The sequence below is a fragment of the Chryseobacterium sp. UNC8MFCol genome, assembly GCF_000482305.1.
Taxonomy (GTDB): domain Bacteria; phylum Bacteroidota; class Bacteroidia; order Flavobacteriales; family Weeksellaceae; genus Chryseobacterium; species Chryseobacterium indologenes.
Map to the genome: position 1 here is coordinate 128,387 of NZ_AXUZ01000003.1, position 23,327 is coordinate 151,713.

Consider the following 23,327-nt stretch of genomic DNA (forward strand, 5'->3'; position numbering starts at 1 on the left):
TTGGTTCCTAAGTTTTAAATAAAAGACTTCACTTTTTTGAACAAATTATTAAATCTGACAAAAGGCATCGTAAAAATCACCAAAAAAGGAAATATTATTTCCTACTGTTCTTATTAATCATTAACTTTGAGGGAACTATTCATCAAAAAATTAACAACATGAAATTTAATTTACTTTTGAAGGAGAGAATCTCTTTACAAACGGCATTTGTTGCCTTACTACTCTTTTCATCTCAAACGTTGGTTTCTGCTCAAAATCGTATTTATGCCCATGCTCAAAGTTCCGGAGTTTTCGGAGTGGCATGTTTAGGCTGCCGTGTAGATAATCCGGAAAATGCTGTAGGCGATAATGAAGACAACTACTCCACTATGGTATTGGGCACAGCATTACTGGGTGGCATACAACAAACTTTAGTTTTTCCGGATCTACGATCAGATACAAGGCTTGTTGTAGGAATCGGAACAGATAATATTCCTTTATCTGTACAATTACTAAGCGGTGTATCGCTGGAAACGATGAACGGAGGTTCATCCAATAATGACCGAAGAACGGTAGATGTAAGTTTGCTAAAACTGGGAGCCACTCCCAACAGAGGAACAATAGAATTTAAACCTTCAAAACCATACGATGGGATCAGAATTGGTCTTTCAGGAGGAGTACTCAGCCTTGGAGGTGGATTCAGGATTTATTATGCTTATCAGGATCCGCTGAATTCATTAATGGCACATAGTCAAAACGGGCAGATTACCCTTGACGGCAATATTGCTGTGGACGGAGCTGAAGTAAGCTTGGTTAATACATCCGGAAAAGAAGTATACCGTAACACACTCAGATCAAAAACATTTGATTCAAGGCAATCTGAAGGTATATATATTATGACACTCAAAACCAAAGAAGGAAAAATGTATTCGCGAAAAATTATGATTAAATAGATAATTGTTTTTCAACTCATGTACGGCAGGCTATTTAGTCTGCCGTATTTCTTTTTACCTATATAAGAAAGAATGGCGTATACCACATAAAATAAAAGCAAATAACAATCCCGTATAAGAACAAATTATTAACAAATCACATAATTATGAAATAAATTATACAACATAATCATTTTATGTGTAAATTAGTAAAAACTATAAAACTCAAATTTTTATATATATGAAAACTCATTTATTACTTAGCCAACGCACTATTAAAGCGGCTTTAATGGCTTCATTCTTATTTTTAGCAAGCACAATGTCTTTTGCACAGATTACTAAAATCTACGCAAGCAGTCAAACAAATCAGGTGGTAGGGATCTGCCTCGGATGCGGTGTATTAAACCCACAAAATGCTGTGGGAAGTAATGAAAGCGATTATTCTACACTACAGGTTTCTGTAGGGTTACTCGCAAGAACTGAACAAACCCTGATTTTCCCAGCAACAAATATTGCTATGGGAACGAATAAGTTTGTCCTGGGTTTTGGTACTGATCAGGTAATGCTTTCCGCACAGTTGATAAGCGGAATTTCCATCGAAACATTCAATGGGGATGTATCGAACGGGGATTATCAAAACCTCAACAATGACGCTATTAAACTGGGAGGTACGGATCCAAGCAAAGGAGAGCTTGAACTTACCATGAACAAACCTTTTGACAGAATTAAAGTAAACCTTAACGGTGGATTACTAAGTGTTAATGGTGCACTTAGGCTGTATTATGCATATCAATATAATGATCCGTATATCAATTTTGCTGCGCACAATGATAACGGACAGATTACTCTTGATAAAAAACTTCCTGTAGAGGGAGCAGAAGTTACTTTAACGAATACTTCAGGAAAAGAAGTGTATCGTTCCAAGTTAACATCTAATACATTTGAGGCTAAGCAAGCCCAGGGAATGTATATTATGACCCTTACAACAAAAGAAGGGAAAACGTATTCCAAAAAAATTATGATCAAGTAAATAACAAATCTTATCAATTCAAACGGCAGGCTTTTCAAGCCTGCCGTTTTTTTTCCTTAATAAGCTAAAATCCATCAGTTATTTTCCAGAAAATGATTGTTGCAATGACTATTTACCTCTTTAAAAAAGAGGTAGATTTTTTGTCTACCTCCCATAAAATTAATTCAAATCTATTTTTAAATGCTAAAATTAAAATTTAAAAATTACTGCATCAGCCAAGCAACAGCATTAGCATATAGGATGCTGTTGTAAACCGTACTTCCTGCGCCTGGTCCTGACCCGAAATTGGTTTTTGGAATTGGTCTTCCTGCTGCATCCACACCTGCCGGATAAGAACCCGTTGAAGTGTTATTAACAGCTCCCAGAGGGAAGCCTCCGTCGCCCCAGAAGAATAATTTGTAAGTTTTATGAACAAATCCAACCACAAGTCCGTTTTTAGTAGATAAAATATCCGCATTGGAACTGTTAAGATTAGAATTTGTATATGAACTCGAATCATCATTATCATCACCTACAAGCTTTCCTCTTACATCTCCAAACGGACCATTAAGAACGGGGTGATTGATATTAGCAATGGTTTTGATGTAGTTGGTTCCTGTGGCAGGCGTGACAACGGTAGGTGCTCCAAATATCTGGTTCAAAGCCTGAGTCGGCTGAGCCTGCTGGAGAAAGATCATCGCCCGGCCTCCTTTATCCAGATAATTTTTTAACGCTACGGCATCTGCATCATTACATGTATAATCCCATGTCATAATAATCATATAGGGATTATGAATTGCAATATTAACAGCAAGATCTCCGCTACCTGTTCCCATAGATTTGATATCAAATCCTTGAGACGGCACTGTTCCGGTAGGTCCGAAATTTGCCGCAGACTGTAATATTGTTGTCGGCGCAGTTGTACCTGTAGGACTAGGGGTATAAATACCTCCGCCCAGAGATAATATGGTCCTTCTAGGAATTACTCCGGAGTTTACATTGACGGAAAAGCCACAAGATTGTCCTGCAATATTTATAGTGAAATAAGCCATTCCGGAGGCAGAGGGAGTTCCGGAGATTGCCAGTGATATACTTCCACTACCATTAGCCAGTGTACCTGCAGGTGCTGTGGCTGTAAGCCCGGATACCCCTGATGAAGCTGCTGAAACAGCATTATATGCCTGTCCGTTTGCATTGGTATAATTGATCGTTTTTGATCCGCTGCTCATTGCGCCGGATGTGTAGGTTCCGGAAATAGCGCCGCCTGTACAGTCTAAGGTAAAGCCAGGTGTAGGGCCGCACTGATCACACAAACAGTTTGACCAACCTGAAGATTTGTATACCCGGACACAGCTCAATGTAGAATCATACATTATTGTTCCAATTGCTACATTTCCTCCTTTTGGATTGATCATATTTTTAGGATCTTCATTGGTAGGTAGTACCAATCCCATATTATTGGTGGTTTCTTTATTAATGTCTAAAGCACCTCTGGGATTGGCCGTACCTATACCTACTTGAGAGAACAAGATATTTACGAAGAATATCATCGGTAATACATAATTTTTTCTATTTTTCATTTGTTTCTGTTTGCCGCAAAAATATCTTATAGTTTTCTTTTCTTCCAAGGATCTATATACATCATAAATACATCAATCATTTTACCGAGAGTGCTCCTCAAACTCTACATTCGCTCTACAGGGCCAATATACACGGGAGATAGCGCTTATACCTTTTAAAAATTTCGCATGAATAAATTCGCGTTTAGAAACATAAAATTTTAAAACATTTTTTAATTTTGATTGAATAAACTTAATCTATCATACTTCAAAAAGCCATAATCATCATTTCTATATTCAAATAAGGTTATAGATTTACTTACCGAATGTATATAATAAGATACAGAGGCTATTCTAAATAATATAAAATATACAGACCGCGTTCCACCCATCTATAATGCGCATTATTTATTACAAAAAAAACCGTTTCAATCTTATGAAACGGTCTGAAATAATTTGATCCAATATTCTTTTCAGAAATATTGTAAGTATGATGATGTGTTTTTTTAAATGGATCTCAACTTTTAATTTGATAATACATATTGTACTGCTTTTTCAAATATATTACAGAACAAGATAGAAGAGTTATTTTCGGTACAGCTCGATGTTCCATTATAAAAGCCATCCGTCGATTCATATGCTGTATACCAGTTTGTATCGCCTACCGTTACATAGTTATCTCCAGCAACAGCATTTACAGATCCATCAGGATTTGAAAGAAAAGCAGATCCTGCATACTCGGTAAGCTTACCTACGGCACGGGTTTGCTGTATCGTCTGGCCTGTCGGAATAGTTCCAAAAATACCATTAGCCGGTCCGCCACCCATTACAGATATCTGGGTTGTTCCAAATCCATAATAATCGTAGGTATTGCCTGCAAATGTGGTTTTGGCCGGAAAATAGGTTCCATTGTAATTATCATTACCAATAAAGAAAAATTTCTTTTTATCATTTATTTTCTGTGTGATCATTTGTCTTTTATCAGAATTTGGCGGCAAATAACCTGTTGCAACATATCCAATCCATATAATATCTGCATTATCTATAGCGGTTCCTATCTCCTCTGCAGTAGCAGTACTTACATTAATGGTATTGTATGAGAAATTAGTCATTTTTACTGTTCCATTAGGTCCGAAATTAGCCGGATTGTTTAATTTCAACCTCGCTATGTTAGAATAGGAACCATTTGATAAATTGGCATTCCAGGTATCTGGTATAAAGCTTAATATCCTCACTGTTCTTAAAGCAGCCTGAACTGTTATAGTAAATGTACACGACTGCCCGGCAATACTGATCATAAAGCTCGCAGACCCTGAAGAGGACGGTGTACCGTTAATGGTAAGGGTTATACTTCCGTTTCCATTGGCTAAGGTTCCTGCGGGTGCTGTAGCAGTAAGTCCCGTCACTCCTGTCGATGGAATCGAAAGAGCATTATAGGATTGCCCGGTGGCATTGGTATAATTAATCACTTTTGTCCCTGTACTATTCGTATTGGCTCTAAAATCTCCCGTAAGGGCTCCACTGGAACAATCGAGGCTAAAGCCTGCCGTTCCGCATTGGTCACACAGACAATTGGACCATCCTGAAGATTTATACATCCTCACACAACTTAAAGTAGAATCATACATAATGGTACCGATGGCTATACCTCCTCCCATTGGATTAACCATATTATCGGGACTGGAATTGGTGGGGAGAACCAACCCCATTGTATTGGTTGTTTCTCTGTTGATATCCAGAGCACCCCTTGGATTTGCCGTACCTATCCCAACCTGGGAAAAAATAATGTTCGCATAAAGCACTAATAGTAAATAATATTTTTTACTCGTCATTTGTTTAACTTTCCGGCAAAAATATATTTTCAACTATTCCGTTGCGACTATAAACATACAACACGCATACCTCAAATTTCAAAAAAGTCCACTTAAGGCTATACATACCTACTACATCAAAATTATAAGAATCTATAAATCAATTCATTAAAATACAATTTTACAACAATAAGCAATTATCAAAAAAATCAATAAAAATTCCAGTTATTATTTTAAAAGCCAAGCATCAAGTACACTAAAAAGGCTTTTATTCATCCGGCGTTTAACATACGTATTAGTCAATTTACAAATTAAGGCGAAAAAATTACATCTATCTTTTGATGATCGGGGTTTGTTATTTTACCAGCTTTGAAAAAAAAACCGGCCCATAAATGGCCGGTTCAATGAAACAAAATAGCTATGCTAAAAATTATTTTTTCATAAGTTTTTGCTGGTATATTGCTTTATCAGTTGTTGCTTTTAAAATATACAATCCTTTCGGCAACATCCTAACGTTTACCTGTCCATTACTGAACTGTGTATTCATCAATTTACCTGATGCATCATATACAGATACGTTACCTATTTTTTCCTGAGTTTTAATATATAAAACATCTGTTACCGGATTGGGATAAATTTCAAATTCAAGTTTCTTTACCTCCGTAGTTGCTAAAGTAGAACCAAGGCTATTGATGGCAAGGGTTCTTTCAACAACTTTACCATTTGAATTGAAACTGATCACTACTTCCGCAAATCCTGTTGCCAGTGGTGTTATTACTAATTCTTCATCAGCATTAATCTCGGCAGAAACTACGGAAGGGTTATTGTTTGACTTTACCGTTTTTACAATAGAAGCCCCGAAACTATCTTCATCAGAAACCATTGTTTTAAGATCAATGCTTGTAACGTTAGCTGCCGTAACCTGTGCCGGGAATGTATTACTAACAGTTGGTGCAGAATTATCCGGAAATACGGCTAACGAAGGGAACCAATAATAATCATTCAATGTTTTGGTGTTGATAAGATTTCCGCTGGCATCAAATGTGTGAATCCAGTTCTTTAAAAAGTGAGCACCATATCCGCTTTCCGTCGTATTCAGGATAAGGTTACCTGTTGCAGGATTAACACGAAGTGCTGCTCCGTAAGGAATTTGTTTAAAGTTGCCGGACTGCCCGGGAAGGGTAATAAAATTCTCATTGAATGCTTTAGTTGTAACATCAAATTTCACAATTTGGTTTCCGGCATTAAACCCTGTTCCGGCTTTGATCCAATATAAGGTATTCTCGCTATTACTTGCTGTAAAGCTTCCTGCATTCCAGGCTCCCCATGAATCGGAATATTTCGATGTCGGAATATTATAATACTGCACTATAAGGGTAGCGGGATTAATATTGGCTAACTTTTGGTTCTGGATGGCCCAGATACTTCCATCTTTTGCCTGAACAATGGAACTGAATGCTCCTGCGATAGTGTTCACCACGGTATCAGTATTCGGATCTATTACTAAAATTCCGGCTGTTTGCTTCACGGCAAAAACATAGTGTGAGGTGCGAATCATATTACCGATTTGTCCTGCATACTGGCTTCCCCCGCCTGTTCCGGCAATCATATTTCCGACCTGCATATTATCAATGTCAAATAAATAGATTCCATTAGAGGCACCAATGTACCCTTTATGCTGATTCACTCCAAGAAATGATCTGCCATCTCCTGTTCCAATAGTATTGAATGTCGCAATTTTCTGCATTGTCTGTGCATTGGCAACAACCAATCTGCCTCCCGGTGTATATTGAGAATCTCCTCCATCAGCAGCCTGTTTGGATACGAAATAGAATTTGTCACCATAGATGGTTCCATACTGAGTAGTTGCCCCAAAAGCGTGATTATTGTTTACTTCACTATAAACACGGTAATTAACCGGTCCGTTATTACTAATAAAATTAACAGAACCATTGGTATGCCCATACCATTCTTCATTGACCATGAAGAAACCATTGGTAAAATCTGTAGAGGTTACATACGGAGAAACCGGTGTCAATGTTGAAGAAATCGGGAATGATCCTGACATGGGACTATAGTTCCATACATCCCACGAACCGTTTTGTAATATTCTTGAGGTCGCTCCTACTCCTGAAAATCCGAAATCAGCATCTGCAGGGTTTTTAACGTAATACGACCAGAAACCGTTGTACCATCCGGAACCCCAGTGATCATTAGTATCTTGTGCTGTATAGTCATCAAAATCATAAGCCGTTGTGTTTACAATTCCATTCAGCGGATACAAAGGGTAAGTCGTATTTCCGCTTTTAATCAGGGCATTTGAGTTTTGCCCGTCAAGGTCAAATCCAAGTCCTCCTACTGCTGTTCCGAACTGTGTTCCCTGATACAATAAGGTAAAAAATCTACGATCTGCCTTTGCAATAGCCTTCAGCATATCTTCTCCTGTAGCATTGCCGTCCCATCTAAAACCCCATACCAAGGCATCAGGGATTTTGCTATCGTTCCATTGTACAACAAAAGCTGCCTGATTGGAACCTGTTCCTACCCAATATTGGATATCAGAAAAGCTTAAGGTGCTTGTCGTATTGGTCGTGTTGAGCTGAGTATTCCCTGAAAGATCATTTCTGGGTACTCCCTGTACTGTTATCTGGGCATTGGTAAAAAATGCAAACAGAAAAAGTACGGTAAAAAGGTAAAACTTTTTCATTCTTTATTAATTTAAAAATATTTTGATTGTTTTTATTTGAGACGCAGGTCGTAGGCGCCAGCCACTTCTGTAGATACTTCACCCAGCCATCCGGCCTCCTGATTGATACCTGTATATACCTTCACAAAATCAATTCCCGGAAGTTTTACGTATTTTCCGTTTTTGTCTACAGCCCAGGAGATATCAATATTAGACGCCTCATCGTTGTTCGGGGCATTATCTGCGTATCCGAATTCGTAGGACTTTCCTACCCAATAAGTTCCGTTTCCACTTTGGTCATAAAAATTATCTTTAAGCCTTGTTCCGGTAAATCCATAGGAAGCATCTGTAAACCATAATGGATAATAGCTTTGTGAATGGAAAACATTTCTGGTTCTGAATCCGGTATTTCCAAGATTATCTGTCCATTTAATATATTCAACATCAGCCTGCCAGTCTTCACTTCCCGCCACGGGGGTTTTGTTTTCATTGGGCTTCATATAGGTAATGCTGTACTCTTTTACAGTGGTATTTTTAAAATACTCGCTTCCGGCAATTTCATACCATTCGTTATCATCAGGTTTTCCGTTTTTGTTTTTGTCGTAGGCTACCATGATAATTCCCGGCTCACAGTTTCCTGAGCGGGGATCATTGGCTGCATTTCCAAAAAAGGCATTTCCAAGAATTTTAAAATCTCTTCCTTCAAGGTTAGGAATGGTATGATCAAAGCCAAACACCACATAGCCTCCGAAACCACCAAGGCTGATCATGGTAGAATTGGAGCCTACAAGAGAAGCATTCGCTTTCTTGATCATATCTGATGCGGTATTGCCCTGATCATATTCCGGGATTTCATTCATGAACTGTCCTACAGCAGGGCGGAAATCAAAGACCTTAGAGATGTATCTGCTTAAGGTTCCTGTCTCTTTGGTCACTTTAATCTTTGAATGATAAACTTTAGCATCTGCGTTGTTTCCAATCTTTAATGTCAAAGGATAGGTAGCAGTACCGGCGCTGATGAATTCCAGCTCTGATTTTTCGGAGATGACAGAATCATTAATACTCCAGGTAAGTTTTTCTGAAAGCTGAGTAGGAATAGTCAGTACTCTGAAACGTTCAATTGTATACACGGAATCCAGTCCTTTAAAGGGTTCTACGACAGGATCTGTGGGAGTAATCACCTCATCGTCATCATGTTTACATGAGGCAATCATTCCTGCAAAAAGGAGGGATAGAAATCCGAATGTTACATAATTAATAGTTTTTTTATTCATGTCTGTCAGTTTCATTATTTATATAAAAAAGCGAAATGGGCAGGGATATTTCCGCCTTCTGTTTTCCATTTTAAATGTCCGTTTTTATCAAAACAGTATACAAAGCCCATCGATACGTAGTTTCGGGCATCGGTGATATAGATATCTTCTGTGATTGGGTTTACTGTAATTCCGTAAGGTGTTTTAATAATGTTTTCATACTCCTTATCCATAATTTTGTTGGATATGATCTGCTCAGTTTTTACGTCGATTATTCCAAATGTTTTTTTGTAGGAGTGGGTATTGTAATTGAATTCATTCCCATAGAAATAAAGTTTATCATTAACAATAGTCATTTCACTTACTGCCATGTGAAAATTCTTTTTGATTGTCCCTGTGGCAGCATCAATAAGATATAAATTGGAAGGAACATTATAATAGTCTCCTCGTGAACTCACATACAAATCGCCGTAATTGTCTTTTTTAAGGCGATGAAGATTGATCGCAACATCTATCTTTTTTGTTTCTGTAAATGTATTGAGATCGATCACGGAAACGGTTTTATCGTAATTGGGCACCATATATCCACCGGAGTTGGCCACGAATAGTTTGTTTCCTACGATTTCCATCTCTTCAGGCTGATATCCTACGGTTACTTCACGTTGCACGGCAAGGGAGGCAGTATCAATTTCCACCACTTTCCCTTTTGGAGCCAGGGGATTAATATCAACCGGGCCGGCATAACTGCTTGCGTAGGCTTTTCCATCTTTAAAGGTTAAATATCTGCAGTTTTGCAGCTGGATAGATTTTATACGTCTGGCGGTTTTAGCATCCAGCACTTCAATTTTGTTGGAAACATTCACTACCACGTATAGTTTACTGCCATAAATTTTAATATCATTCCCTACGTCTCCTAATTCCTTTACGACATTCGGATTGATTTCCGCATAGATATTCCGAAAGTAAGTTCCTTTAGTATAGTCAAAAAAATCCAGGGTACATTTATTGCTTCCCATATTGCCCTCATTCAAAACATAAAACCCTTTGATCGCTGTATTTTCAGGAGGAGCAAGCCCATCTACAACTTCCATAGGAATCACTATTTCATCGGTACGGCACGAGACAAGCAATACAAATACAAGAAAAAGAAGAAGAGAATTTAGTTTTTTCATAATGTGAAATTTAGAATGAGTTTAAAATTTCTTCCCGGCATCGGATAATTGATCACTACATCATAATACTGGTTGAATATATTATTCATCTCAAAGCTTACTTTAAACTGGTGATCCGCCCAATTAAATTTCTTCTGAACCGATAAATCATGGGTATACCAAGGCTGAACATAATTGTAAGGGATATTGTCCTGATTCACATCATATCTCTTACCTACATAGATTGTACTATAATTAAAACTCCAGCTTTTATAATCTGCCATCATGGTAAAAGATCCGCTGTGCCATGGCGTATAAGGAATCTGATCGCCATAGAAACTATCTCCAGGGGTCAACTGATCTCCGGGATTGGTAATATCCTTTGCCCTCTGATAGGTGTAGGCAAGCAATGGTTTAAGCTTCACCTTCCCCAGAATCATTTCTGCCTGTACGTTGACATCGGCCCCAACAATCTCCACGAGTCCCAGGTTCATCATCAACCAACGGAACATACTTCCATTGGGGGCTGCGATAATTTTATCTTCTACTTTGTTGTAATATCCGTCTACTTTCGCATAGAAAGCTTTGAAGAAAGAATGATCATATTTTTTCTGGTACGTAAACCCAATATCATACTGGTTGGTAAATTCCGGCTTAAGGTAAGTATTTCCGATACTGGTATAATACAAATCATTAAATGTGGGAAGTCTGAAAATCCTTTTATAAAATGCTCTGAGGGTAAGCTCCGGAACAGCGGCCGGCTGGTAGCTCATAAAAACAGCAGGTGTCCATTCACTTCTGTCATCAGGTCTTTTATTTCGTTTTACTTCTTCAAAAGTAAATGTACCTAATAGGCTTCCCATAAATTTAAACCTGTTCCACTGAAATGTAGTGGCTAACGCAACCAATGAGGTGTAGCGGGTAGGGAAAGAAAAGTCATTCAGACCTTCAGCATCCAGATTGTTATACTGGAAATCGCCACTCAGGCTGACATCCCAATTGGAGTTGATAGAGTAAAGGTTTGAGGAAGAAACATAGACTTCTCTCTGGATATAAACATTATCCGAAGGTTTAAGGTATTCTGATTTTATGGTATCCAGAAAGCGGGTATAATCATAAGCAAATTTTGCTTTTAACTGTGTTTCAAACTTTGGGAATACCTTTTTTCTTACATGAGCCTGTACAAAATAATTTTCGTCAGATATTCTGGCTCCTCTGGCTCCAAACCTGTTATTAACAATAGAAGCGGGCATTCCGCGATTTGAAATATATCCGTAACCACGTACATTCCAGCTTCCGTTATTTAAAGTTCCGTTGACAGAAGTTTCAAAACGTTTGGCTTTGATATCAGAATCCTGTCTTTTGGCAATAGTATCATTAGCAACCTGTCCATTGGGATATTTCCGGCCATAATGATATTTGTAAATACCGTCACTCTGCATGAATTCACCACTAAAACTGGCAGAAATTCTTCGTGAAATCTTTTGCTCTAAACGAAAGGAAGGATTAAATAAATCTATAGAAGCACTTTTGGCCCTTATCACGAGGTTGGTCTTCCTGTTTCCCGTAAATACGGGAGTCTTCGGTTGCAAATAAATAGATCCCGATGAGCCGAAATCTTTTGCAGGCTGGAAGATTTCACTTTTCTGCCCGTTATATAAAGAAATTTCTTCCAGATCATCCAGAGAATACCTTCCAAGATCCACCAACCCATTCTGGGCATTCCCCAACTGAATCCCATCATAAAAAACACCGACGTGCTGGCTTCCCATACTTCGGATATTAATGGTTTTCAAACCACCCATTCCTCCATAATCTTTGATCTGGACACCTGAGAAATACCGTAAAGCATCAGCTACAGAATGACTGTTAAGTCTTTCCAGTTCTTCTCCCTGTAAGGTTTGTGCCGGAAGAATCTCTTTGTAGTTTTTTTTGTAAATATTGACCGCCTTAATGGTTTTTCCTTTAATGCTGTCTTTTTTGCCGGTTTGGGAAAACAGGAATTGTGAAGTTAACACACATACGGTGAAAACAACTTTATGAAGTTGAGATGTATTCAGTTTTGCTACCATTAGCTCATTGGAATAATGATGACGCTAATGGATGTAAGAAAGCAACGACAAAGCACAGCGATCACTGTACAGTATCATTATTGTCCTAGGCTTTATTCCACGAAAGCGTCAAACGTTTATTATTTTGGCAGGTCTTCTGACTTACTCCATTTTTGAAATCCTTCCCATTAAAAAACAGTGGATATATTCTTCAAAAACTTTGATGCGGAGCTTACAGCAGCGGGTCTGTTCCGGATTTTCACCGGATTCCCTTTTAAGAGCTTATTAAGGCTCACCAAATTCCGGCAAAGATAGAAAATTATTAACCAGATACAATGTTATACAGAACAAAATGATTATCAATGTATAAACAAAAGAAAATCCCACTACATTGTAGCGGGATTTCTGAATGGTCTGTACATTAATTTTTGATCTGGTTGTATCGTTTTCCGGAATCTGTCAATGATGGGCCAGGTACTGTTATTTCTGTATAAATTCCCGGTCGCTCAATGTTTTCATAAACAAAATAAGATTGTTCTTCTCCTGTTCAGTTAATGGAATTCTATTTCCATTTTGTTTAAAAACAGGATCAAGATTTTCTGTATTTAAAACCCCTTTATCAAAATAATCGAGAACAGCCATTAATGTGGGAAACTGTCCAAAGCTTCCATACGGAGCCGTATATTCTATATTCCGTAAAGAAGGTACTCTGAAACTCATATAATCCGCTGCAATACCTGTAACTCTTGCCCTGCCTGCTTCATTGGTATCAGGATTCACAGGAAAACCGATGTTTCTGAAACTCTGATCAGTAAATAATTCTGTACTGTGACAGCTTGCACATTTTTGTTGAAACGTCTGGTAGCCCTGTGCTTCTTCTGCTGTAAATTTTTCACCTACATTCCTTTTAACCTTATCGTATTTACTGTTGGCAGAAATCAAGGTGTACTCATATTGAGCAATACTTTTATAAATTCTTTCAGGCGTTATATCGCCATCCCCGAATGTCTTTGTAAATAAATCTTTGTACGTCAGATCCTCTTTTATTTTCCCTATGACTTCCAGAATAGAAGAACCCATTTCTTCATGGGTGATGATCGGAATCAGAGGTTGTTTCTCCAATTGCAGTATATTACCGTCCCAATTATAAAACTTCATAAACATCATATTCTGAACTGCAGGAGCATTTCTGAGCCCTAGTCTGTTCTGAATACCGATGGCCTGTGCATTGTGATCTGCAAAGGCATTGGCCTGCATGTGGCAACTGGAACAGGAAATGGTATTGTCTGCACTCAGCCTTTTGTCATGAAATAGTTTTTCTCCCAGTTCCACTCCGTACATGGTAGGCTTATTAGCATTCACTGAACTGTTTAATTCAGGAAAACCAAAAGGAATCTTAAGTGATACTTCAGGATTATTGTAAGAAACAGGTTCATAGTAATCAGTATGACATGATATTACAAGTAAAAGTATCGCTAAAAAACCAAGTCCGTTTTTCATTGTTGTCATAGGTTAAAAAGGAAAAATCTAGTTTTCAACAGTAGTTACGGAAAACATTCCCGAAATGTCACTTGAACCGTTTCCTCCTAAATTATCAACAAATTTCACCATTTGATTGGCAGTGTGGATATTTGGAGTCGCATTACCGTCCATTCCGGTACCAGTGGTTAAGAGAATGGTGTTGGTTTTTCCGGTTAATAATTTATCAAAATCTGCTTTAATAGTGATTTTTGGAGCTTTAGCATCTACAACTGCTACTTTGGGAAGATCCAGAATAACTTCTCTGTAGGCATCTACTCCCTGTGTATAGTTTCCTTGGGTTCCTTTGATTGTACTTCCTGTGTGAATAGACAATTGTTTATGATCTGTCCCATAAAATCCTTCAATTTTTGTAAAACGATATCCTGCTCCCCATTCCCACATCATTTGAGTATCATTGGAACCGGCCATCGCATAGAACTTGGGAAATTTCACCTGGTCCAGCACATTTATTTCTTTTTTAACCCCAAGACCGAGCTTAATCTTTTTATATTCTCCCGCAGGAATATTACTCAGCAGGTAACGAAGTGTTTCGGGTTTAGACTGATCTACTACGGTAGCTCCCTGGTCAAGATCATTAATGTGATAGGGAATTTCATCACCATTGGCTTTGATAAGACGGATATTACTGATGACATATTTCAATTCCGAGAACTGATGCACCTGTCCTTCCGCAGAAATGTTTACGGTAGCTTTACCTGAGGTGGCATCTCCCAGCACAATAGTCTGGCTCTTGAATGTATTATTGAATTCCAGGGTGACATTATTGGCGACAGGATTATCATCGGTGTTCTGACAAGAAGTTAATCCTAAGGTAAAAGCTGATAATAAAAGGTATTTTTTTAAATGTTGCATTGTTGTAAATTTTAATGTTGTTGTTTTATAGTAATAGGACCGTATCCCTGTTTTTGCTTAAAAGCTGAATTTTAAAGCCGTGAAAACATTACGTCCCATCCTTGGAATATTTCCCCAATCTGCGTAGGTACTGTAATATTTGTTTAAAAGATTTTCGGCTCCCACCTGGAGAACGGTTTTAAATTGTTTGATTCTGAAGGTATAGTCCACCGAAACATTCCATACGGTAAACGCCGGGGTCTCATCTTCTCCATATTCCGGGCTGTAATTCATCTGGAGAAAATCTCCGTTTACAGACGTCTGAAATCCCAAATTACGGTGCATAAAATGGAGAGAGGTCAGATAGCTCAGCGGGCGGATGAATGGCAGGTTTTTCCCTTTATCATCCTTACCTCTTGCATACGTTAATGTTCCTTTCCAATGTAAATCAGGGGTAATAGTATATGCAGTATTCAGGGACAAATTAACGAGGGTCGCATGATCCAGAGAAGTGTAGGCTTTCACGCCCACCGACTGATAGTTCATCGGACTTCCCAAACTTAAAATCCTTCCGATGATGTAATTCTGAATATAAAAATAGTTCACCTTCGCTTCAATACTCAGTTTATCAGTTTTAAAACCTGCACTGGCATTGCTTTCATAGGAAACTTCATTTTTTAAGTCAGGATTTCCGATATAATCATAACGGTCAAAACTGTTGTAGATATAATATCCGTATCCCTCCGAAACTGAAGGAGCTCTATGACCATATCCCGTTCCTACAGAGAAATTAAACTGATCTACATTGAGCTGATATCCAGCATGTAAAGCAGGCAGAATCCTCGTTTTCTGCTGTGGTGCTCCCGGATGAAAAATCCAGTTGAATTCCGCATACTTCGATTGATTATAATTCAGGCCCAGCGATCCGCCAAAATTGAGTCGGCTATTCTCAGAAATATCCCATACATTATTCATGGAAAGCCCTATAAACCGTGTCGTCACCCAGGGCCAGGAGTAAGCAAACATTGTTCTCCTGCTCCGGTCCTGCGGATACATCCTCATTTCGGCAATCGAAACATTATGATACGCATTAAGCTGAAGTTCGGAGGCATATCTTTCCTTCTTTACATTCACCGTAGAAACGAGCCCGTACGTCGTGCTCCAGCCTGGCATATCCATATGAACAAGATTTTCCGGTCGGTTGCTATCGTCCATATAATGTTCTATGGTGTTGAAATAGATTTTAGTATCCCACGATTTGATCAGGCTTTCTTTATACAATTGTTTATAAGAAGCTGAGGTAATCATAGCACGGGAAAGCCATAAATCCATGGGCAATGCAGGAAATCCTACATTTTTTGCCATATCAAAAATAGCATCAACGCGTAGGGAAGATAAAGGACCTGTTTTATAGGCAACTCCTAATCCGGTGTTGAATTTGGTAAATTGAGAATGTTTTACTTCATCACCATTTCCATTATCATAATTCCCTGCTTTCCGGTAAGAAATGCTTCCATCAATCACAAATCTATTCCCTGAATAGGATACAGATCCCAGATTAAAAGCCTGTTTATTGTTAAACTCAAAACCTGTCTGGTAGGCACCACCCCATTTTTTTTCAAGACCGAAAGGAGTGCTTTTCCTTTTCAGGTCAATACTTCCGGCAATAGTTGCTCCATGCATGCTTCCTTGCTGTCCTGATTTTATATCAATAGAAGAAAGATTGTTGCTCTCCAGATAAGAGGTAACCGGATCCATTTTATCTGTACATGCCCCGAAAATATGCATCCCGTCAATCGTCACTGTAGAACGTTCCGTACTCATATTATTCAGTAAGGGTTCCCAGGCATAGGCTCCCCGTTTGATAAAACTTATCTTATCGGAAGATGCCAGAAATTCATCCACTGAAACAGCCATTTTCATTTTTGTTTCAATTTTCTTTTGATCCCCTTTTACTTTTATTTCATCCAAAAGGGCAATACTGTCTTTGCTTACCGGTCTGTGCTGTGCATTGAGCAACATACCCAAAAAGACAAAAATAAGTCCTGATTGTTTCATGAAATTAGAATAAAGTATCGATAAAAAGTTCACTTTTCGCCCCTTCAACACCGGGCGTAAAATCGGTAGAAACCTTAGTTCCTTTAATGATTTTCCCGTTCTGGTTCAGCATAATGAAGTTTAATGTCCAGTTTCCGGTCATCGTATAATTGACCACTCCATGATACAAACCGTCATTTCCCTGGATCAAATCTTTATTATTCGGTGATGAGTGATTTCCCATTGAAGGCTCCGGCATTCTTGGATCTAGCAGCAATGTGTAGCCACTTACCTCGCTGTATGAAAATTGCGCCGGATCCGGAAAACTTCCTTCTGAAGCGGTAGGTTGATTGTATTTATAAATTCCGACAACCAGTTTGTTTTCTGCGACCTGTGGTTTTTGAGGGGATACAAGCGCAATAAAATATTGTTCTCCGTCATTCCCTGTAAATGAAGTCATATTGAGGTTTTTATTAGGTTGCTCCTGCACGGTCACTTCTTTATCTATCGTATAAGTCTTTTGATTCACGGTAAAACTCATATATAACTTCCAGGTTCTTCCTGCATTGCTTGTACTGGTAAACACAGAGTATCCGGTAAAATATTGACCACCGGCCTGGCTGTTCAGAGAAGACCGATGAGGACATGAGGTCTTGTTTCCGTTGCCATTAGTCATAACAGGTAAAAATGTGATGTCTGATACACTGGCATTCTCCTTGGTCTGGGCATTGCGAATCTTCAAACGGATTTCATTATACCCCTGATAGAATGTTCCGTTCAATGCTTCAATGCTTATCGTATAATCTTCTTTGGTAATGGCAGCGGCTTCCTTAAATTCATAATGTTCAGGAACAGCTGTGTTGATTTCATCTTCATAATTTGTTTTGTCGAGAGTACAGGAAACGACCGTCAACAGTAGACCCATTATGAAAAATTGATACATTTTCATTGTTTATTTTTAAATTAAATGGATTTGATTTTTTCACCACAAAAGGCACAAAAGCTGTATAACAGGTAAGTTACTATAAAGCCTGTCAGTAAACGGTTGAGATGCACACGTGTGAATTTTGAAAAATCAGATATTTTCAAAATTTGTGAACATTCTACCCACGACATTTTACTTACTTACAAATTCTAAGTAAACTTTTGAAACTTTTGCAGTTCAATTTCTATAAGTGAATTGTTGAAATTTAAAAAACCGGTGGTTTGAAAATGTGTTTCAGAAACAGAAAAGAATAGTCTGTTTTGTAAATGAAGGTACCTATGAAAAATAGAATTTTTTCAGTAATGGCCACCTTTGTAATATCAGGAAGAATATAGATATCGAGAATTTTCTGCCCTGAATTTTTTATTTTGTTAAATGGTGTAGATTCTGAATCGCTGTTTGCTTTTGCCAGCTCTTTGCCAAGGTAACATTTCCCGTTACAATGCAGCTCCGGTTTGCTCTTATTGACACAGAGACTATTGACAATATAATCATAATTTACAGCATACTCAGCCAGTGGTATCAGAGGTCTGAACACCATATAGCAGGTAAAGAGTATGCTGTAAAATAATTTCATAAGGTTTATTTCTTGCTTAAGGCATCGTCATATCTTTTGCTTACTTCTTTCCAGTTCAGCACATTCCAGATCGCCGAAAGATAATCCGCTCTTTTATTCTGGTATTTAAGATAATAGGCATGCTCCCAGACATCAATTCCTAAAATAGGAGTTCCTTTCTCTTCCACGATATCCATCAACGGGTTATCCTGGTTAGGAGTTGATGAAACGAATAGTTTTCCGTTTTTATCCACAGAAAGCCATGCCCATCCTGAACCGAAACGGTCTGCGCCTGCCTTGCTCATTTTTTCTTTAAAAGCATCAAGACTACCAAAAGTTTCATTAATAGCCTTAGCTAATTTTGCAGAAGGCTGCGTATTTTTTTCAGGAGTTAAGATCGTCCAGAAAAGCTCATGATTGTAGTGTCCGCCGGCATTATTTCTAACCGCAGGACTCAGCTTTGACGTTTCAGAAAGAATCTGAAGCAAAGTTTGTTTCTCCTGGGGAGTTCCTGCGATCGCCTTATTCAAATTGGCAGCATAAGCAGCTCCGTGTTTTGAATAGTGAATCTCCATCGTTTGTGCATCGATAGAACCTTCCAACGCATTATAAGCGTATGGCAAAGGGGTTTGCTTAAATTGGGCAAAGGTAAACTGAGTCGCTAAAACTGCACCTAGAGCAGCTATTTTTAAAATCTTCATAACGTTTTGTTGTATGGTTAAACAATATTATTCTGCGGGTGAGGCATGAAGCTCGAAGACGGAACACATGTACATCTTTTTTATCTCGTTAAATGAAACCAAGTCACTATAATTCCTTTGATGAACGATCAGTACCTCCGTCTTCCCTCTTCCTTTCTTCCTTTCCTACTTTAGTAATTTCTTAATATCCTCAATCAGAATTTCGCGATCAGGATGATACTTCCCATTCAGTTTGGGAGTTTTTCCTTCCGGATCATCATAATTCAGTCCAGAGTAGTACAATATAGGCATATTATCTTTATTGTATCTGCATCGGATATTCCCTTCCTGATCTACCAGAGCAATCATGCCACTATGATTAAGGCTTTCCCCTTCATCTTCCTGATCTCCGACGTAGATATTAAATTTATCGGCAAGATTTCCGATATACGTTCTGTCTCCTGTCAGAAAGTGCCAGTTGGGAGATGTGGCTCCAATTCTTTTGGCATGTTCTTGTAAAGCTGCAGGAGTATCATTTTCAGGATCAATACTGATAGAGATAATACCAAAATCCGGATTGTTAATCTGATTCTGAACGGCCTTCATATTGGTATTCATAACGGGGCATATCGTAGGGCATTTGCTAAAGAAAAACTCTACCAGATATACTTTCCCCAGCATATCCCTATTGGTTATTTTTTTATTATTCTGATCTGTAAGTTCAAAATCGGGAACTTTCATTACCGTATAGAGGTTCTTCTCAAAATAGCTCATTCCTACTCCAATCCCCAGGAAAAGTAAGGCAATAACCGCAATAGGAATTATGATTTTAGTCTTATTATTATTTGACTTACTTTTGGGCATAGCTCTCAGGATTTTTTTTGAATTCGTCTTTACAGTAAGAACTACAGAAGCCGTAAGTTTTATTTTTATAGACTGCTGTATCTTTAAGGAAGTTTGCCGTTTTCATATGACAGATCGGATCTTCTTCATTCACCACCTGTACATTCTTCATATTTTCCTTTGAAGAAGCCATATGGGATTTATGCTTTACCTGCGGCGTTTCTTTCGCGCAGGAAAACAGGGATATTGACAGTACAACTGCCAAAATAATAGGTGATTTCATTTTGATATTACAATTGAAATTAATGATACTGTTAGATAAAATATACATCGCGCTTAAACCAAGTTGGCTATTGAGTAAGATCAGAATGTTACCTGTAGGCAATCCGGACCCGATCCAAAAGAACTAAAAACTTAGTTTTAATCACAGGTTTTAAACTAACGGAGGATGGAATACGCGGGAAAAGTATTCTGTAGTATGAGAGTCAGAATAATTGGAGTCTGTTATTTTTATCCGGGACCCCATTTCGTCTTTATCTGCAAAGGAAAATATGTCGTGAGAAAGAAACACATCTAATCCTGCAATCTTGATATTTTGAGAGCCGGTGGATTGTTTTTCTGTCTTTGCCAGTTCTTTTTCCACATAGCATTTCCCTTTACAGGTAGACTGCGGAATATTCCTGTTCTCACAAAGATTCTTTACAATATAGTCATAGTTGACGGCATAATTTACCAGTGGCAACACGGGGCGTATTGCAACAGTGAAAATAATAAATATGGAAATTAATAACCTCAACGATAGATTCTGTGTTACAAATATACTACTTCAAAATTGTTTTCCGCTTCATTCATGATGAATGTCATTGATGTTTTTTAATGTACTCTTTTGACAAAGCTGAAATTAAACTGTTACCTATAAAAATAACAAAACTGTATCTGTCACCAAATTGATATTATTGCGACCTTTGAATACAAGACCTTACCGTGATCAAATAAGAACGGCGACTGCTGGAGATACACAGCAAATTGCATTGTTGGAAAGCGTAAGTTTTACAGAAATATTTCCCAATCCGCAGGTAGAAAGTGTTTGGTTTCTCTATCAAAAAAATTAGTTTCTTTTATACAATTTAATCTTGTTAATAAAAGCTCTGTTGAACAGCATCAGCGGAGCTTTTTCTTTATCACTTATGTTTTTGGGGACGCACAAAGACAAGTCAAAACAATATTGAGAAAATTAAAAGCCTATGTGGTAAAAATTGATGGTACCACACAAGCACATAGATGCTATTCGTGAATTCGTTGTATAAAAAAGCTCCACTGAACAGTATTCAGCAGAGCTTTTTCAATATAATTTAGTCGTATGTTTATTATTTCCTGCAATTAATCTGCCATCTTTATTTTCTGCCTTTTTGGCTACTTAAAACTTCATTCTCTGAATTCTTACTGCATTTAAAATCGCTAAAAGCGCCACACCAACATCCGCAAACACTGCCTCCCACATGGTGGCAAGACCTCCGGCTCCCAGAACCAACACTACTGCTTTTACGGCAAAAGCTAAAATAATATTCTGCCAAACGATCTTTTTAGTCTGTTTACCGATATTGATGGCCATTGGGATTTTACTTGGTTTATCATCCTGAATCACTACGTCGGCAGTTTCAATGGTAGCATCACTTCCTAAACCGCCCATGGCAATTCCTACATCACTTAAAGCGACTACCGGCGCATCATTCACACCATCTCCAACGAAAGCTACGGTCTGGTTTTTGGCTTTGATTTCTTTTACTTTATTCACTTTATCTTCCGGTAAAAGATCTCCGAACGCATTATCAATACCCAGCTGGTCTGCCACATATTTTACTACAGTGCTCTTGTCACCACTCAGCATGGTAGCCTTTACATTCATCTTATGCAGATTATCCACCGTTATTTTTGCATCTTCTTTGATACTGTCTGCAATGGTAATGTATCCTGCGAATTTTTTATCGTAGGCCACAGCAATGACAGTATATACAATATTGGCATGATTAATATCATAGCTGATATTGAATTTGTCCATTAATTTAAAGTTCCCGACTAAAAGTTCTTTCCCGTTAACGGTAGCTTTCAGTCCATGGCCAGCTATTTCTTCCACATTTTCCAATGGGATGGAATAGTTGATATCTCCTACATAATTATGTATGGCTGTTGCCACAGGGTGGGTACTTTTGCTTTCAAGAACATTCACTAGCTGAAGGATTTCATCTTTATTAAATTCAGGAGCAATGGTTACTTCCTGAACTTTGAAGACCCCTTCTGTCATGGTTCCGGTCTTGTCCATCACGACATTCTGAATTTCTGCAATGGCGTCCAGGAAATTACTTCCTTTAAACAGAATACCATTTCGGCTGGCAGCTCCGATTCCTCCAAAATATCCTAACGGGATGGAAATTACCAATGCACAAGGGCAAGAAATTACCAGGAAGATCAATGCTCTGTATAACCAATCTCTGAATTGATAGTCACTGACAAAGAAATACGGTAATAAACAGATTCCGATAGCAAGCATCACAACAATGGGTGTATATACCTTTGCAAATTTTCTGATAAATAATTCTGTAGGAGCTTTTTGGGCTGTTGCGTTCTGAACCAGTTCTAATATTTTACTTAATTTACTGTCTTCATAGGCTGTGGTAATCTTCACAAGGGCAATACTGTTCATATTGATCATCCCTGCGAGTACAGCTTCGCCTTTATTTTTGGTGTCAGGCTTACTTTCACCGGTCAATGCAGCCGTGTTAAATGAGGCTGAATCTGAAAGCAGTTCTCCGTCCAGCGCAAGTTTTTCACCTGGTTTCAGCTGGATGGTATTTCCTATTCCGGCTTCTTTTGCTTTAATCGTTTTAGGCTGGTTGTTTTCGATAATTGTTACCTCATCGGGACGCTGATCAAGCAATGCTTTTATATTTCCTTTTGCTCTGGAAACAGCCATAGTCTGGAAGACTTCTCCTACGGCATAGAAAAGCATTACCGCTACTCCTTCAGGATATTCTCCGATAATAAAAGCACCGATGGTAGCAATACTCATCAAAAAGAATTCTGAAAAGACATCTCCTTTGATAATACTTTTATAAGCATCTTTCAATACGGGAAGACCTACAGGAATGTAAGCCGCCAAATACCATACTAAACGTACCCAACCTGCAAACCATGAAGGTTTTATATAATTATCAAAAGCAATTCCTATCAACAGAAGCGCAAAGGATATAATCGCCGGGAGAAACATCTGAAAAACAGTCTGATCTCCTGAATCATGAGAGTGATCATGACCGTCATGGTCGTGTCCGTCTCCTTCTGAATGATTATGTTGGTGTCCTTTTGTATCTGGTTTTTCCGGGGTTGTACTACAGCATTTTTCCATAAGTGAATTTTTATACAAATTT

The 23,327-nt window shown here is 38.3% G+C and carries 18 protein-coding genes and 1 riboswitch; of the genes, 2 read left to right on the forward strand and 16 right to left on the reverse strand.

Annotation, left to right across the window (positions count from 1 at the left end; all coding sequences use genetic code 11):
• The first annotated feature begins 158 nt into the window (after window positions 1-158).
• Both M030_RS0100675 and M030_RS0100680 read left to right on the forward strand, forming a co-directional pair.
• The gene (locus M030_RS0100675; protein WP_027371770.1) at window positions 159-932 is read left to right on the forward strand and encodes a T9SS type A sorting domain-containing protein; all 774 of its coding nucleotides are present in this window, start codon (window positions 159-161) and stop codon (window positions 930-932) included.
• Window positions 933-1,152: 220 nt separating this feature from the next.
• Window positions 1,153-1,941, forward strand: coding sequence for a T9SS type A sorting domain-containing protein (locus M030_RS0100680; RefSeq protein WP_081806279.1), 789 nt, complete (start codon window positions 1,153-1,155; stop codon window positions 1,939-1,941).
• Between the two features lie 203 nt (window positions 1,942-2,144).
• On the opposite strand, the gene M030_RS0100685 is transcribed toward M030_RS0100680, so the two are convergent.
• From M030_RS0100685 to M030_RS0100765, 16 genes are all read right to left on the reverse strand, one after another.
• Entirely contained in the window at window positions 2,145-3,500 is a 1,356-nt protein-coding gene (locus M030_RS0100685) for a hypothetical protein (RefSeq protein ID WP_027371772.1), read from the reverse strand.
• Window positions 3,501-4,003: 503 nt separating this feature from the next.
• Window positions 4,004-5,311 (reverse strand): hypothetical protein, encoded by a 1,308-nt coding sequence (locus M030_RS0100690; protein WP_027371773.1) that lies wholly within the window; start codon window positions 5,309-5,311, stop codon window positions 4,004-4,006.
• Window positions 5,312-5,720: 409 nt separating this feature from the next.
• The gene (locus M030_RS0100695; RefSeq protein WP_027371774.1) at window positions 5,721-7,997 is read right to left on the reverse strand and encodes a DUF5074 domain-containing protein; all 2,277 of its coding nucleotides are present in this window, start codon (window positions 7,995-7,997) and stop codon (window positions 5,721-5,723) included.
• Between the two features lie 32 nt (window positions 7,998-8,029).
• On the reverse strand, window positions 8,030-9,250 hold the full coding sequence (locus tag M030_RS0100700; RefSeq protein ID WP_027371775.1) for a hypothetical protein: 1,221 nt from the start codon (window positions 9,248-9,250) through the stop codon (window positions 8,030-8,032).
• 14 nt (window positions 9,251-9,264) lie between these two features.
• Complete coding sequence (locus tag M030_RS0100705; RefSeq protein WP_027371776.1) at window positions 9,265-10,401, reverse strand: YncE family protein; 1,137 nt, start codon at window positions 10,399-10,401, stop codon at window positions 9,265-9,267.
• Window positions 10,398-12,452, reverse strand: coding sequence for a TonB-dependent receptor plug domain-containing protein (locus tag M030_RS0100710; protein ID WP_027371777.1), 2,055 nt, complete (start codon window positions 12,450-12,452; stop codon window positions 10,398-10,400). The genes M030_RS0100705 and M030_RS0100710 overlap by 4 nt, the downstream gene beginning before the upstream one ends.
• Window positions 12,453-12,560: 108 nt before the next feature.
• Window positions 12,561-12,746: riboswitch (cobalamin riboswitch) on the reverse strand.
• A gap of 165 nt (window positions 12,747-12,911) precedes the next feature.
• Window positions 12,912-13,931: a cytochrome-c peroxidase gene (locus M030_RS0100715; protein WP_027371778.1), complete on the reverse strand. Its 1,020-nt coding sequence runs from the start codon at window positions 13,929-13,931 to the stop codon at window positions 12,912-12,914.
• Between the two features lie 27 nt (window positions 13,932-13,958).
• Window positions 13,959-14,825, reverse strand: coding sequence for an MbnP family protein (locus M030_RS0100720; protein WP_027371779.1), 867 nt, complete (start codon window positions 14,823-14,825; stop codon window positions 13,959-13,961).
• A gap of 57 nt (window positions 14,826-14,882) precedes the next feature.
• Window positions 14,883-16,862, reverse strand: a complete 1,980-nt coding sequence (locus M030_RS0100725; RefSeq protein WP_027371780.1) for a TonB-dependent receptor plug domain-containing protein — start codon at window positions 16,860-16,862, stop codon at window positions 14,883-14,885.
• 4 nt (window positions 16,863-16,866) lie between these two features.
• The gene (locus M030_RS0100730; protein ID WP_027371781.1) at window positions 16,867-17,790 is read right to left on the reverse strand and encodes a hypothetical protein; all 924 of its coding nucleotides are present in this window, start codon (window positions 17,788-17,790) and stop codon (window positions 16,867-16,869) included.
• Window positions 17,791-18,031: 241 nt separating this feature from the next.
• Complete coding sequence (locus M030_RS0100735) at window positions 18,032-18,403, reverse strand: hypothetical protein (RefSeq protein ID WP_027371782.1); 372 nt, start codon at window positions 18,401-18,403, stop codon at window positions 18,032-18,034.
• A 5-nt stretch (window positions 18,404-18,408) separates the two neighbouring features.
• Complete coding sequence (locus M030_RS0100740) at window positions 18,409-19,083, reverse strand: superoxide dismutase (RefSeq protein ID WP_027371783.1); 675 nt, start codon at window positions 19,081-19,083, stop codon at window positions 18,409-18,411.
• Between the two features lie 165 nt (window positions 19,084-19,248).
• Window positions 19,249-19,926 carry an SCO family protein gene (locus tag M030_RS0100745; RefSeq protein ID WP_027371784.1) on the reverse strand — a complete coding sequence of 226 codons (678 nt, stop codon included), beginning with the start codon at window positions 19,924-19,926 and terminating at the stop codon, window positions 19,249-19,251.
• Window positions 19,913-20,188: a YHS domain-containing protein gene (locus tag M030_RS0100750; protein ID WP_027371785.1), complete on the reverse strand. Its 276-nt coding sequence runs from the start codon at window positions 20,186-20,188 to the stop codon at window positions 19,913-19,915. The genes M030_RS0100745 and M030_RS0100750 overlap by 14 nt, the downstream gene beginning before the upstream one ends.
• A 150-nt stretch (window positions 20,189-20,338) precedes the next feature.
• Complete coding sequence (locus tag M030_RS0100755) at window positions 20,339-20,650, reverse strand: hypothetical protein (RefSeq protein ID WP_228375172.1); 312 nt, start codon at window positions 20,648-20,650, stop codon at window positions 20,339-20,341.
• Between the two features lie 672 nt (window positions 20,651-21,322).
• On the reverse strand, window positions 21,323-23,305 hold the full coding sequence (locus M030_RS0100765; RefSeq protein ID WP_027371787.1) for a heavy metal translocating P-type ATPase: 1,983 nt from the start codon (window positions 23,303-23,305) through the stop codon (window positions 21,323-21,325).
• Window positions 23,306-23,327 lie beyond the last annotated feature (22 nt).